The organism is Asanoa sp. NPDC049475 (assembly GCF_040676915.1).
Classification (GTDB): domain Bacteria; phylum Actinomycetota; class Actinomycetes; order Mycobacteriales; family Micromonosporaceae; genus Asanoa.
In genome coordinates this window covers 157,231-171,149 of record NZ_JBFAPY010000007.1, presented here as the reverse complement: position 1 = coordinate 171,149, position 13,919 = coordinate 157,231, and the positions used below count along the sequence as shown (strand labels likewise).

Here is a 13,919-nt window from a genome sequence, read left to right as displayed (position 1 = left end):
CTCGGCCAGGAGGAACGTCCATGTCGAACTACGGACCGCCCAACGGTGGACCGTACCCCGGCCAGCCACAGGAGCCTTGGCAAGGTCGTTCGTCGAACGACCCCTATGGCCAGCCATCGGACCCCTGGGGCGGACAGGACCCATGGGGCGGTCAGCCGCAGTCGAGCCCACCCGGCGGGCCGGGCTCACCAAGCTACGGGGGAGGCGGCGACTACGGCAATCCCGGCTACGGCGACCAGATCCCGGGCGGCGGCTACCCGGGGCAGGGCCAGCCCGGCTACGGCCAGGGGCAGGGCCAGCCGACGTACGGCGGCCAGCCCGGGTACGGCCAAGGTCAAGGGCAGCCGACGTACGGCGGCCAACCCGGCTACGGCCAACCGGGCGGCTACGGCCAGCCCGGCTACGGCGCCCAGCCGACCCAGTACGACCAGAACTTCCCGCAGTACGGCACCGAGCCGGCCTGGACGACCCCCGAGGAACCGCCGCGCAAGAAGCGGTTCAGCCCGATCCTCGCGCTCGTCATCACGCTGACGGTGCTGGTGTGCGGTGGTGGCGCGGCGGCGGTCTACTTCGTCGGCCGTCCGGATCCGAACGACAAGCAGAACGTCGCCGCCGAGTCGACGGGCAGCCCGTCGGCGGCTCCGAGCGAGACCGGCAAGCCGTCCGAGCAGCCCAACACCGAGTCGTCGGCCGATGCCCGCTTCGTCAAGAAGGGCCAGTGCGTCAAGAACGTCGGGTCGGCCGATGACCCGAAGCTCGAGATCGCCAAGTGCGCGTCGAAGACGTACCAGGTGCTGGCCCGTTTCGACGCCGCCACCACCGGCCAGGACGATGCCGAGAAGAAGTGCAAGGACGTCGAGGGCTACACCGACTGGTACTTCTTCGACAGCCCGCTGGACCTCAACGACTACGTCCTCTGCCTCAAGCTCCGCGGCGCCTAGCCCGATCTAGGGCCGTCTACGCTGACAGCTAGACGGCCCTAGATCACGACAGAGGACGACACGCCGTACCCGCATCTACGCATTTCTAGGGTCTTTCCTAGATCGACCGATACGGTCATCGACATGGATCCGGTGCGCAACCCCTACGCACCCGGTGCGGGCCAACGGCCCCCGGAGCTGGCCGGGCGCGACCGTGAGCTCGACGTCTTCGACGTGGTGCTCGAGCGGGTCGCCCGTGGCCGCCCCGAACGCAGCCTCGTGCTGACCGGCCTGCGTGGCGTCGGCAAGACCGTCCTCCTCAACTCGCTCCGTTCGCAGGCGATCGGCCGGCTCTGGGGCACGGGCAAGATCGAGGCCCGCCCCGACCAGTCACTTCGTCGTCCGGTCGCCGCGGCGCTGCACATGGCCGTCCGCGAGCTCGCGCCCCGCCACCGCGCGCCCGACCGGATCGACGACTTCCTCGGCGTGCTCAAGGCGTTCGCGCTGCGGTCAAACCAGGCCAACGCCAAGCTGCGCGACCGGTGGCAACCCGGCATCGACGTGCCGGTCAAGGCCGGGCGGGCCGACTCCGGCGACATCGAGATCGACCTGGTCGAGCTGTTCACGGACGCCGCCGCGGTGGCCACCGACGTGGGCACCGGCGTCGCGCTGTTCATCGACGAGATGCAGGACGTCCCGCCTGACGACATCTCGGCCCTGTGCGCCGCCTGCCACGAGCTGTCGCAGCTCGGCGCGCCGCTGATCGTCGTCGGCGCCGGCCTCCCCCATCTGCCCGCGGTGCTGTCCGCGGCCAAGTCCTACTCGGAGCGGCTGTTCCGCTACCAGCGGATCGACCGGCTCGACCGGATCGCGGCCGACCAGGCTCTCGCGGCGCCGGCCGAACGCGAAGAGGTCGAGTACGAGGCGAAGGCGCTCGACCTGCTCTACGAGAAGTCCGGCGGATACCCCTATTTCGTCCAGGCGTACGGGAAGGCGACCTGGGACCACGCCCCGCGTACGCCGATCACCCCCGACGACGTCCGGGTGGCCGCGCCGGAGGCCGAGGCCGAGCTCGCGGTGGGCTTCTTCGGCTCCCGCTTCGAGCGCGCGACGCCGGCGGAGCGCGAGTACATGCGGGCGATGGCGACCCTGTCGGCGGCCAGTCGCGGTGACGACATGGACATCGCGGTGGCGACGTCCGAGGTGGCCCAGGCGCTGGGCCGCAAGCCGGCCAGCCTGTCGCCCGCCCGGGACGCGCTCATCAAGAAAGGCCTGATCTATTCCGGCGAGCGTGGGACGGTCGCCTTCACGGTCCCCCACTTCGGACGGTATCTGCGCACGCAACCCTGAGTCGCACCGTTTGGGGGATACGGCCGGCTCCAACGGGGTAAGAACTAAGCCATGAGTCCCGTACGCACGGTCGCGCGTCTGTTCCTCAGCACGATCTTCGTGGTCAGCGGCGCACGCTCGGTCACTCGGCCGACCCCTTGGGTGCCCCAGGCGGAGAAGGTCGCCGAGAAGGTCGGGCCGCTCTTCGAGAAGACCAGTCCCAAGCTGCCGAGCGACGCCGAGTCGCTGGTCCGGCTCAACGGGGCGGCACAGGTGGCGGCCGGGCTCATGCTGGCGACGGGCCGGTTCACCCGACCTGCCGCGCTCGTGCTCGCCGGCACGCTCGTGCCGACGACGTTGACCGCCCATCCCTTCTGGACGATCAAGGATCCACAGGAGCGGATGCACCAGCAGTCGCACTTCATGAAGAACCTGGGCCTGCTCGGCGGGCTGCTGCTCGCGGCGGCCGACACGCAGGGCAAACCGGGTCTGGCCTGGCGGGCGAGCCACTATGCGGGACACAGCCGACACGCCCTCGAGCACGGCAAGCACAACGTGGAGCATGGTCTGCACACGATCGGGCACAGCGGACAGTCGCTGCGCCGGGCGGCGAAGACCGCCAAGCGTGAAGCGCGAATCGCGTACCGCGCGGCGGCCGCAGGCCGTAAGCTACCGAGCTGAATCAGACAGTAACTACCCGAAGCACATGAACCAGTCGCCCCTAGTTAACGCGGACGAAATGTCGCGAACTAGTGTGGGATCGGACACGGTCAGATAACGCGACGGGTGACGAATGACGGGCCCCTCTAGGCTCGACGACGGACCTGGACGACACGTTACAAAGGGTACGGGGGTGGCCACGCCATGCCGGCGACCGTCGGAAGACGGATGGACCGCCTCGTCCCGACCAACAGCCCTGTCCGTGGGATCTATCGTCGGAACATCGTGCGCCTCGGCATCCTCGCCGGAGCGTTCGTTACGGCCTGGTACGCCATTGGTGCGTTCGGTCGGCCGTACAACTTCTTCGACATGAAGATCTACCACGGTGCGGCTGTCTGGTGGGCGAGCGGGCACGATCTCTACGCATTCGCGGCGCCGGACACGGGGCTGGGTTTCACGTACCCACCCTTCGCCGGTCTGCTCATGTCACCGATGGCGCATGTGCCGTTCGCGGCCGCCGCCTGGATCAACGTGATCGCCAGCCTGCTGGCGCTCGCGGTGGTGATGTGGGCGCTGCTAGGCCCGATCTCCCGGCGTTATGGCTGGTCACGGTGGTTCGCCACCGGTCTGACGGTGGCCGCGGCCGCGGCGATCGAACCGGTCCGCGAGACGCTCGGCTACGGCCAGATCAACCTCCTGCTCTTCCTGCTGATCATGGCTGACATGGTCGCGCTCCGCTGGCGTGCCCGCGCCAGCGCCGGCTTCCTCCCGACCGGCGGTGCCTTGGTCCGCTTCGTCCGCGGGGGTGCGTGGGCCGGCGTCGGCATCGGCCTGGCCGCCTCGATCAAGCTGACGCCCGCGCTGTTCGTCGTGTACTTCCTGGTCACCCGCCAGTGGCGGGCCGCGACCACGGCGGTCTTCACGGCCATCGGCGTCACGGCGGGCACGTTCATGGTCGCCGGCAAGGACTCGGCCGCGTACTGGCTGCGCGTGGTCTTCGAGACCGAGCGTGTCGGCGCCGCCGACATGACGCCGAACCAGTCGCTGGCGGGCGTGCTGGCGCGCCTCTACGACACGGTCGAGGCACCCACGCTGCTGTGGCTCTCGTTCGCGGTGCTGATGCTGGCGCTCGGCCTGTCCCGCGCCTCCCGTGCCCACGCCGACGGCGACGAGCTCACCGCGTTCGTCCTGGTCGGACTGACCGCCAACGTGATCAGCCCGATCTCGTGGACCCACCACCTGGTCTTCGTCATCCCGGCGATCGTGGTCCTGGCGGACGCGGCGATGCGCCGGCGCGACGCGAGCCGAGGCCTGGAAAGCGGCCGCCGCCTGACTCGTCGCGGCCTGACACCGAGCGCCAACATGGGCGGCCTGGCACCGCTGCGCACGCCGATCTGGTTCCCGGCGTTGACGGGCCTCCGCCACGCGAGCGCCGCCGTCGGGGTCTACCTGCTCTTCCTGTACTCACCGATCTGGCCCTACGAGCACCAGCTTCCTGAGTTCTCGCACTACGAGGACGGCCTCTGGGGCGCCCTCATGGAGAACTCACTGGCGCTCGCCCTGATCATCCTGGTCGCCACGCTGCCGTGGCGCCCGGGCGCGGAACCGGCCTTCTACCCGGAAACCATCCGCATCGACCGGCGCGCGATCCACCAGCGCTGAACGACCGGCTGTCCGGGTCCGTCGGGGGCGCGATCGTCGCTCCCGCCGGACCCGCCGGTCGAAAGCACGACGAAGCAGCTGTCCCGGGTCCGTCGCGGGCACGACCGTTGCTCCCGCCGGGGATCGCTTCGCTTGCCAGGTCCGTCGCCGGTCGCTCTCAGATCCAAACCAGCTCGCGAGCCGTAGGCTCCGCGACCTCTGTTCCACGTGGAACGAACCGACCATGGTGCACCGGCTCGGCGCTGCCTGATCCGCTTGCCGTCAGTCGAGCGTTCAGGGGCAGTTGACCCACTCTTCCGTGCCGTCCGCGAAGACCTGGCGCTTCCAGATCGGCAGTCGGGCCTTGGCCTCGTCGACCAGGCGGCCGCAGGCCGCGAAGGCGGCTCCCCGGTGCGCCGTGCTGACCGCTGCGACGATGGCCACGTCGCCGATCTTCAGGGGACCGACCCGGTGGGACACCGCCACCGCGTAGACCTCGGGTTCCTTGGCGATCTCGGCCGCGACCTCACGAAGCACCTCGAGGGCCGACGGGTGGCCCTCGTAGTCCAGGGACACCACCGACCGACCGCCGTCGTGGTCGCGGACCACGCCCTGGAAGGACACGACCGCGCCGGCTCGTGGGTCGGCTACCGCTGCCTCGTGTGCGGCGAGGTCGAGCGGGTCCGGTGTCACGCTGACGATCACGGTCGTTCTCCCGGGAGTAGCGGCAACGGTACGAACGGTACCCGTGCACCCGCCTCGCCGGACGTGCCCGGTGCGATCGCCGCGAAGCCGTGTGCCGAGGCCAGACCGCGCAGCATGGCCGAGCCGACGTGGCGCAGCGGCTTGGCCGTGCGCGTCGCCGCGTCGAGGTGCACGAGCGCGAGGTGCGTGTAGTCGCCCCGGCCCGGCACGGGTTCGGCCAGCTCGACCGAGCCGAGCGTCGGCAGGGCGCGCCCGCGCAGGCCGGCCAGCAGCGGCTCGACCAGCGACGCGAGCGCGACCAGCGCCGACTGGGGGTTGCCGGGCAGGCCGGCGATGAACCTGACTCGGCCGTCGTCGCCGGTCACCCGGGCGACCAGCATCGGGAAGCCGGGCCGGACGGCGACGGTGTTGACGAGGTAGTCAGCGCCCAGCGCCGCCAGCGCCGGGTGCAGGTGGTCGACCGGGCCGTGCATCGTGCCGCCGGTGGTGCAGACCAGGTCGGCGTCGCCGAGCGCGGAGCGGATGGCGGCGACGTGCGCGTCGAGAGTGTCCTCGACGGGGCCGACGACCGCGCCCGGCGCGACCTGGCAGCCGTAGCGCCGGAGCAGGGCGGGGACGTTCGGACCGAGCGCGTCGCGGACCCGGCCGTCGCCGGGTGGTCCTGCGGTGAGGAGCTCGTCGCCGAAGATCCGGACAGCAGCACGCGGCCGTGGGCGCACCGCCAGAGTGTCGTAGCCGCACGACGCCGCGAGCCCGAGCACGCCGGGGTCGACCGGGGTGCCGGCGGGAATCAACAGCTCACCGAGCTCGGCCTCTTCGCCGGGCCGTCGCCATTCGACGGTCTCGCGCAGGCGGCCGGTGATGCGACCGTCGTCGGTGCGGGTGGACTCCTCGACCCTGAGCACCGCGTCGGCCCCCGGCGGCAGCATCCCGCCGGTGGCGATCTCGACGGCGGTGCCGTCGTCGGCGAGCGGGGCGGGGGAGTTGCCGGCCAGCACCTTGCCGACCACCCGCCACGGCGCCGGCCCGCGCACCGCGAAGCCGTCCACACTCGACGTCGGGAACGCCGGCAGGCTGGTCAGAGTGACCAGGTCTTGCGCCAAGGTCAGCCCGTCGGCATCGTCGACCGGCACCTCGACGGGAGCGAGCGCGGCGGCACGACCGGCCTCGTGCATCAGGATGCGGGCCTCGCCCCACGCGGTCGGCGCGGAGGTCGCGACAGTTTCGGCGGTCACCTTGCGAGCCTATCGCCGGTGGGTCGGTCAGGGCCTGTCCTGTCGATCAACGTGAGCCGAGACGGAGTCCAGGTGTCGTCTGGTGGTGGCCGGGGATTGCCGGATACCGATGTTGCGACGCCGCCAGGCGGCGGCTAGGCCCGTCGCAGGCCGCGTTGATCGGCAGGAAAGGCCCTAGATGTTGGGCGCGGGATGATCTCCGCCGCGGAGTTGGTCGACCGCGTGCACCAGGATCGGGCCGAGCACGGCCAGGCCGTCGCGGGCGCCACCCTTGGACCCAGGCAGATTGATCACCAGCGTACGACCGGCCACGCCGGCCACCCCTCGGGACAACGCGGCGGACGGTATCTGCTCCCGGCTGTGCGCCCGGATCGCCTCGGCGATGCCCGGCACCTCGTAGTCGAGCAGCAGCTTGGTCATCTCGGGTGTCTGGTCCGTCGGGGTGATGCCCGTGCCGCCGCTGGTGACCACGACCTCGATGCCCTCGGCGATGGACATCCGCAGCGCCTGCGCCACCGGTTCACCGTCGGGCACCACGATCGGGTCGCCGACCTCGCAGCCGATCTGCCGGAGGCCCTCGACCAGGATCGGACCGCTGGTGTCGGCGTAGACGCCGGCGGCCGCCCGGTTGGAGGCCACGATGACGCGGGCACGGATCACTGCTCGTCCTCCCTGGTCCAGAGACCGGTCTTGCCGCCTTCTTTGCGCAACACCCGGATGCCGTTGATGGACGCGGCCGGGTCGACCGCCTTGACCATGTCGACCAGGGCGAGGCCGGCGGTCGCGACGGCGGTGAGTGCCTCCATCTCCACCCCGGTGCGATCGGCGGTACGGGTCACCGCGGTGATCTCGACCGTGGTCTCGCCGAGCGTGAAGTCGACGGTCACGCCGGTCAGCGCGATGGGGTGGCACAGCGGCACCAGGTCGGGGGTCTTCTTCGCGCCCATGATGCCCGCGATCCGCGCCACCGCCAGCGCGTCGCCCTTCGGCAGACCGTCGCGGCGCAGCAGGTCGATCACCTCCGCGGTGGTCCGGAGCTCGCCGGCGGCGGTGGCTCGCCGGGCGGAGACGTCCTTCGCGGAGACGTCGACCATGCGGGCCGCTCCGCTCTCGTCCACATGCGTCAGGTTGCTCTCACCCACGCCATGAGCCTATCGGTGCACGGTCGGACACCGTGTGCGGCGGACGCTTCCCACCGCAGTTATATCGTTCTCGTACTATCGCACAAATTTTGTCCGCTTCCCGAGCCTTTGTTAATGGCCCGCCTGGAATGGCGTAGGCGGTTATTCATGACCACCACCTGGTGCATGTCGGGTCGACTGATCGGCTACGCAGCGTGGCACTTCGATGGATGAGCCCGGAAATTCATCCACCCTGATCCTGGTTTGTCGAAGTATGCAGATGCGGAGCGTTGACATAAGTCACGCGAGTGGGGGTGGTCCCTTACCGCTTACAGGCCGACAATATCTGCGGAGCCACCATTGCCCACGCACCGCACACAATCGCTGACCGCCCGCGCAAGTTCGATTCCGCCAAGGCTTCGGCCGAATAGTACAAACCGCACCGCGGTGAATGCGCTACGCATTCGCACGAGGACGGATCGTGACAAAACGGTCTAGTGTTAGCGAATCCTGCTCATATTGACATATCCCGGTTCAAATCTCGCGGCCCACAACCTACGCTTGCCCCATCGCCGGAACAAGCCGGCTGGAGCATTGCGGGAGCGGGATATGCGCAGCAGCGACTGGCACTGAATTCGTTGACCAGCACCCGGTCACCGTCCGGTACCCTGGCGTCACTCGCAGACGACCACACCGATGGGGATCGATTGACCAAGGCACACCACAACGCGACCGATCGGCAGCTACGGCTGCTCGTCGGTCTCGTGGTGTTTGTGGCCTCAGTCGCGGTCGTCGGATCGATTTACCTGGTCACGACGGACCACTCGCAAACCGCGCCACTGTGGATGATCCTGGCGTTGACACTGGCGGCGATGGTCTCCCACCGCACCAACATCATCATTCGGCTGGGCGCCAACAAATACGGCCAGGGCTGGAAGGACATCGTCTTTCTCGTCGGTCTGACGCTCCTGCCGCCGCCGTGGATGGTGTTGTGCACCGCCGTCGGCGTCGTCATCGGCTGGCTGGGTGGTCGGGTCGGCCCGATGAAGACGGCATTCGGCGCCGGCAAGGACACGATCGCCGTCGCGGTCGGCGGAGCCGTGGCCTACGCGACCGGTGCCGCGTACGCAGGCGATGATCCGCAGTTCCATCCCGTCGGGCAGTTGCTGATCCTCGTGGCCATAACGGTGGTCGACGAGCTTCTCGTCAATCCCGTCGTCGCGCTGGCCACGCACACGCCATTGGCCAAGCAGATTCGCCGGAACCTCGATATCCGACTCGGATTCATGGCCGCGCGCATACTCGTCGCGCTGCTGCTCGTCTGGTTGTTGTCCATCGACCGCGGCGCACAGATGCTGCTCGTCGCGCCACTGCTGATCTTCACCGCGCATCTGTGGTACCTGTGGCGCGTCCGCAAGCGGGACGAACGCCTTTCGTGGCAGGGTCTGGCCACCTCGGCCGAGGCTCTCAACGACGTCGACCTGCGCCGGGTCATGGAAGTGGCGGTCGAGTGGGCGCCGAAGCTCTTTTCCGCCGACGGCGCCGAAGTAGAGGTATTCCACACCGATCCGCCCCGACTTGTCCGGGGCGCCGGGGGCAGCGTGGACCCGGACGGTGAAGGCGAGTGGCCTGATGACGCTTTCGTTATCACCACTGTTCTCGAGGGCCGCACCGACAAGCGTTCGATCGGCGAGTTCCGGCTTCGTTTCCGCGGACCGGTGACGCTCAACGAAATGGAGAACTACAAGCTCCGCACGTTCGCCTCGGCACTGAACACAGCCATTCGAAATGCTTCGGCGTACGCCGAGCTGCAACGGGTCGCGATCGTGCACGCACACGAGGCCGCACACGACGCGCTGACCGGGCTGGCCAACCGCCGGCAACTGCTGGACCAGGGCCAGAAAGTGATCACCGAAGCCCACGCGGACGGCGTGATCGCGCTGTTGCTGCTCGACCTCAACCACTTCAAAGAGGTCAACGACACCCTTGGGCATGCCGCCGGCGACGAGGTGCTCAAGCAGGTGGCCGACCGGCTCAAGGCGGCCGCCCGCGAAGGTGACCTGGTCTCCCGGCTCGGCGGCGACGAGTTCGCCGTGCTGCTGACCGGCCTGCCGGCGCCGGCCGTCGCCACGCATCGGGCCGAGCGACTGATCAGCGCGTTGCAGGAGCCGATCGAGGTCGAGGGCATGCGGATCACCGTCGAGGCCAGCGGCGGCATCGCCACCCCGCCCGGCACCGGCGGTGTTGCCGAGCTTCTGCGGCGGGCCGACGTCGCGATGTACCAAGCCAAACGGTCCGGCCAGCGGATCGCCACCTACTCGCACGCCCGCGACACCGCCGACATCGGTCGGTTCGCGATCACCGGGGGCCTGAGCAGTGCGGTCGCCGACGGCACGCTCACCGTCGACTTCCAGCCCATCGTCGATCTGGCCAGTGGCGAGGTGCTCGCGGCCGAGACGCTCGCCCGCTGGCACCACCCAGACCACGGCACCGTCGACCCGTTGCGGTTCCTGGAGACGGTCGAGCGCAGCGGTCTGCTGCCGGCGTTCGCCGAAGCCGTGCTCGACCAGGCGCTGCTGGCCTGCGTCTCCTGGCGCGAGGCCGGCTTCGACCTGCCGGTCGCGGTCAACGTCGCGCCGCGCAGCCTGCTCGACCCGCGCTTCCCGGGCTCCGTCATGACCCGGCTGCGCACCCACGACCTGCCGCCCGACCGGCTCATCCTGGAACTGACCGAGACGCTGACCATCAGTCAGCTCGAGGTCGTCGACCGGGTCCTGGGTCGGCTGCGCGACGAGGGCGTGCGGCTGGCGCTCGACGACTTCGGCACCGGCTACTCGTCGCTGTCGGTGCTGTCCCGGATCCCCGTACACGAGCTGAAGATCGACAGTGAGTTCGTCAGCGCGATGGAGACCTCGCCGGAGGCGGGCGCGGTCATCCGGTCCACGGTCGACCTCGGTCGCAGCCTCAACCTCGCGGTCGTGGCCGAGGGTGTCGACAGCGAGCCGCAGCGCCGCGCGCTCTGGGAGCTGGGCTGCACCGCTGGTCAGGGCCACCTGTTCGCCCGCCCGATGACCGCCGCGCGGCTGCTGGCGTCGCTGCACCGCGGTTCCGGCGGGCGACCGGGCACCCTCGCGCCCGCGCTGCACGACGAAGGCGCCGTCATCCGCCTCAGCCCCCACCGGCGAGCGGTGCCGCGACAGCGCAGCGAGCGTTTGCCACACTTGGGCGGGTGATCATCTGGTCCCGGCTCGACCGGGCGGCCGGCGGCCTGGCCTTCGACCTCGGCCTCTACGCCCTGTCCGCCGGCTTCGCCGTGGTCACCGCCGCCACCTCGACGCTGCTCCCGCACCGGGCGTGGGGCTCGGTCGCGGCCTACGGGTACGCCGCGGCGGCGGTCGCGGTCCTGGTGCAATGGCTCGCCGGCAACCGTGATCCACGGCTGCGCGCGACGATCACCGCTTTGGCCTGGCTCGCCACCGCCTGGTTGCCGACGCTGATCCAGAGCGTCGAGCGGGCCGGTGGACGGACCGACCGCGCACAGGAAGAGGTGCTCGTCGTCGAAGACGGTGGCAGCCGGCTCCTGCACCACGCGACGCCGTACCTCTCCGACGACACCATCGCCCGCCTGCCCGCCGACGAGCGGCTGCTGGGCTACCTCCCGTACCAACCGGGAATGTCGTTGTTCGGTCTGCCCCGCGCGGTGGCCGGTGACGCGTGGTGGACGGACGCGCGGATCTGGTTCCTGCTCGCCACCACCGCCGCTCTCGCCGTCGCGATCTCGTTGACCCGGGGGCCGCACGTGCTGCGCGCGGTGCAGTTGACCACGGTGCTCCCGGTCTGCGCGCTGACCACCGCGACCGGCGGCGACGACCTGCCGGTGCTCGCGCTGTGCCTGCTCGCGCTCGCGCTGTGCGCCCGGGAGCGGTGGGCCTGGGCCGGCGTCGCGGCCGGGCTGGCCGGCGCGCTCAAGCTGTTCGCCCTACCGATCGTCGTGGTCCTGTTGATCCACGCGCTGACCCGGCGACGGCTCGGTCCGTTCGCGATCGGCGCGCTCGGGCTGCCCGTGCTCGCGGTCGTGCCACCGCTGCTGCGCGATCCCGGCGCCCTGTTCGACAACGTGATCGGCTTCCCGCTCGGGCACGGGGTGGTCAGCAGCCCGGCCGCATCGCCGTTTCCCGGTCATCTGATCGCCTCCGGCCTGCCCGGCGGACGGTTGATCGCCGCCGCCCTGCTCGGGCTCGCCGGGCTGGCCATCGCGGTCTGGATCATCCGGCGCCCGCCGCGCACCGCGTCCGCCGCGGCCTTGATCAGCGGGTACGGCCTGCTGGCGGCGATCCTGCTGATGCCCGCGACGCGGTTCGGCTATCTGCTGTACCCGGTCGCGCTGCTGGCCTGGGCGCCGGCGCTGGCATGGATCGCCTCGGCCGATGCGGACGAGCCGCGCGATCGGGTGGAAGAGACGGCGGACGGGCGCGCGACGGCGTACACCTGAATGGGTGGAGGGCTCTTTTTCGAACCGGGCGGCGGCCGGCGCGGCGCTCGCTGAGGCGCTGGCCTTGGCCGGCTATGCCCGGCGGCCCGACGCGGTCGTGCTGGGCCTGGTGCGCGGGGGCATCCCGGTCGCCGTCGAAGTGGCCAACCGGCTCGGCCTCACCCTCGACGCGCTGGTCATCCGCAAGCTCGGCGTGCCGCGTGCGCCCGAGGTCGCGTTCGGCGCGCTCGGGCCGGGCGGGGTCGTGGTGCACAACGAAGACGTCGTTGCGGGGGTGGAGCAGCGCGACGCCGAGGCGGTGTTGGATCGCGAGGCCGCGGAGCTCACCCGACGCGAGGCTCTCTACCGGGGCGGCCGTCCGCCGCTGGCGCTGCGCGGCAAGGTCGCGGTGCTGGTCGACGACGGCCTGGCGACCGGCGCGTCGGCACGTGCGGCGGTCGGAGTGGCTCGCGCGCTCGATGCCGAACAGGTGGTGCTGGCTGTTCCGGTCGGCTCGACGCGGGCGCTGAACACGTTGCTGCCACTGGTCGACGAGCTGGTCTGTCCGTTGCGACCGGCGGCGTTCGGCGCGGTCAGCGAGTTCTACGACGACTTCCACCAGGTGACCGACGCGGAGGTGGCCGCAGCGCTCGACTCGGCTGACGTGCGTCCACCCGGTACCGTCTAGTGATGCAGATGACCTGTCCGAAGTGTCGCGGCGAGATGCGTACCTACGAGCGCAGTGGCGTAACCATCGACCAGTGCGGCGAGTGCCGTGGGATCTTCCTCGACCGTGGCGAGCTCGAGAAGCTCTTCGAGGCCGAGGCCAACTGGAACCGTCAGCAGGGCGCACCGGTCGCTCCGGGCCAGCCGGCACCGGGTGGTTACGCGCCGCCGCCCCCGCCGCCGCCGGGCGGTCACGGGCAGCCTTACGCACAGCCGGGCCACGTGCCGCCGCCCCCGCCGCCGGCGCACTACCCGCCGCAGCCGGCCTACGGTCAGCATGGTGGGCATTACGGCTACCACGGCCACTACCGCAACAAGCGCCACAAGGGCTTCCTGGGCGAACTGTTCGACTGAGCCGCGCACGCGCACGGGGGTTGGTGGCCGTTTGGGGGCTGCCGGCCCCCGTTTCGCGTGAGATCGTCTAGAAATGACGGCCCACGCCGGCGCTGCCGCCCTCGCCGCCGCCTATGAGGCGGTCACCGCGACGGTGCTGCCGCTGACTGACGACGACCTGCTGCGCGGCACGCGATGCCGGGGCTGGGTGGTCGCCGACGTGCTGCACCACCTGCTCGAAGACGCGCGGCGGGCGCTGGTGACGCTGGCCAGCACCGTTCCTGGTCCCTCCGATGTGGACTACGTGAGCTACTGGTCGGCGTACCCGGGCAGCGGCGATCCGGCCGTGAGTCGCCATCAGGCCTGGGTAACCCGGCGGGCGGCGAGCGCGTACGACCGGCCGTCGGCGATCGTGGCGGTCTGGGCGGAGACGGCACCGGCCGCCGTGCGGGCCGCGGCCGCGGCGGATCCGGCGCTTTTCGTGGCGACGCAGGGACACGTGCTGGCAGTCGCCGATTTCGTGGCGACGCTGGTGACCGAGACGGTCGTCCACCATCTCGACCTGTCCGTCGAGCTTCCGTCGCCGGTCGCACCGCCGGAGGTGGCGCTGGCCGTTGCCGTGTCCACGATGGACGGCCTGCTGAGCGACGAGGTCGTCAGGCCGGCGAGCTGGTCGCCGACCGACTATCTGCTCAAGGCCAGTGGGCGCAAGCCGCTGACGCAACGCGACCGGGTCGCGCTCGGCGAGGCGGCGGGGTGGTTTCCGTTGCTGTCGTGA

At 70.4% G+C, this 13,919-nt stretch carries 13 protein-coding genes; 9 read left to right on the top strand and 4 right to left on the bottom strand.

Annotation, left to right across the window (positions count from 1 at the left end):
• Nucleotides 1-20 precede the first annotated feature (20 nt).
• From AB0J88_RS28060 to AB0J88_RS28045, 4 genes are all read left to right on the top strand, one after another.
• Nucleotides 21-941, top strand: a complete 921-nt coding sequence (locus AB0J88_RS28060; protein ID WP_364350567.1) for a flagellar basal body protein FliL — start codon at nt 21-23, stop codon at nt 939-941.
• 123 nt (nt 942-1,064) lie between these two features.
• Nucleotides 1,065-2,270 (top strand): ATP-binding protein, encoded by a 1,206-nt coding sequence (locus AB0J88_RS28055; RefSeq protein WP_364350570.1) that lies wholly within the window; start codon nt 1,065-1,067, stop codon nt 2,268-2,270.
• Nucleotides 2,271-2,321: 51 nt separating this feature from the next.
• Nucleotides 2,322-2,930 carry a DoxX family protein gene (locus AB0J88_RS28050; RefSeq protein WP_364350573.1) on the top strand — a complete coding sequence of 203 codons (609 nt, stop codon included), beginning with the start codon at nt 2,322-2,324 and terminating at the stop codon, nt 2,928-2,930.
• A 183-nt stretch (nt 2,931-3,113) separates the two neighbouring features.
• Nucleotides 3,114-4,571 carry a glycosyltransferase 87 family protein gene (locus AB0J88_RS28045; RefSeq protein WP_364350575.1) on the top strand — a complete coding sequence of 486 codons (1,458 nt, stop codon included), beginning with the start codon at nt 3,114-3,116 and terminating at the stop codon, nt 4,569-4,571.
• Between the two features lie 273 nt (nt 4,572-4,844).
• Here AB0J88_RS28045 and AB0J88_RS28040 read toward each other — a convergent pair whose 3' ends face one another.
• The 4 genes from AB0J88_RS28040 to moaC all read right to left on the bottom strand — a co-directional run bounded on the left by AB0J88_RS28040 (nt 4,845) and on the right by moaC (nt 7,632).
• Nucleotides 4,845-5,255 (bottom strand): molybdenum cofactor biosynthesis protein MoaE, encoded by a 411-nt coding sequence (locus AB0J88_RS28040; protein ID WP_364350578.1) that lies wholly within the window; start codon nt 5,253-5,255, stop codon nt 4,845-4,847.
• The gene (locus AB0J88_RS28035; protein WP_364351027.1) at nt 5,252-6,430 is read right to left on the bottom strand and encodes a molybdopterin molybdotransferase MoeA; all 1,179 of its coding nucleotides are present in this window, start codon (nt 6,428-6,430) and stop codon (nt 5,252-5,254) included. The genes AB0J88_RS28040 and AB0J88_RS28035 overlap by 4 nt, the downstream gene beginning before the upstream one ends.
• A 234-nt stretch (nt 6,431-6,664) precedes the next feature.
• Nucleotides 6,665-7,150: a MogA/MoaB family molybdenum cofactor biosynthesis protein gene (locus AB0J88_RS28030; RefSeq protein WP_364350581.1), complete on the bottom strand. Its 486-nt coding sequence runs from the start codon at nt 7,148-7,150 to the stop codon at nt 6,665-6,667.
• On the bottom strand, nt 7,147-7,632 hold the full coding sequence (gene moaC / locus AB0J88_RS28025; RefSeq protein WP_364350584.1) for a cyclic pyranopterin monophosphate synthase MoaC: 486 nt from the start codon (nt 7,630-7,632) through the stop codon (nt 7,147-7,149). Before moaC ends, AB0J88_RS28030 begins: the two co-directional genes overlap by 4 nt.
• A 686-nt stretch (nt 7,633-8,318) precedes the next feature.
• On the opposite strand from moaC, the gene AB0J88_RS28020 reads away from it, so the two are divergent.
• The 5 genes from AB0J88_RS28020 (at nt 8,319) to AB0J88_RS28000 (ending at nt 13,919) form a co-directional block, all read left to right on the top strand.
• Nucleotides 8,319-10,844, top strand: coding sequence for a bifunctional diguanylate cyclase/phosphodiesterase (locus tag AB0J88_RS28020; protein WP_364350587.1), 2,526 nt, complete (start codon nt 8,319-8,321; stop codon nt 10,842-10,844).
• Nucleotides 10,841-12,103: a glycosyltransferase 87 family protein gene (locus AB0J88_RS28015; protein ID WP_364350590.1), complete on the top strand. Its 1,263-nt coding sequence runs from the start codon at nt 10,841-10,843 to the stop codon at nt 12,101-12,103. Before AB0J88_RS28020 ends, AB0J88_RS28015 begins: the two co-directional genes overlap by 4 nt.
• A gap of 4 nt (nt 12,104-12,107) precedes the next feature.
• Nucleotides 12,108-12,770, top strand: coding sequence for a phosphoribosyltransferase family protein (locus AB0J88_RS28010; protein WP_364350593.1), 663 nt, complete (start codon nt 12,108-12,110; stop codon nt 12,768-12,770).
• On the top strand, nt 12,770-13,162 hold the full coding sequence (locus AB0J88_RS28005) for a zf-TFIIB domain-containing protein (RefSeq protein ID WP_364350596.1): 393 nt from the start codon (nt 12,770-12,772) through the stop codon (nt 13,160-13,162). Before AB0J88_RS28010 ends, AB0J88_RS28005 begins: the two co-directional genes overlap by 1 nt.
• A gap of 73 nt (nt 13,163-13,235) precedes the next feature.
• Nucleotides 13,236-13,919, top strand: a complete 684-nt coding sequence (locus tag AB0J88_RS28000) for a maleylpyruvate isomerase N-terminal domain-containing protein (RefSeq protein ID WP_364350599.1) — start codon at nt 13,236-13,238, stop codon at nt 13,917-13,919.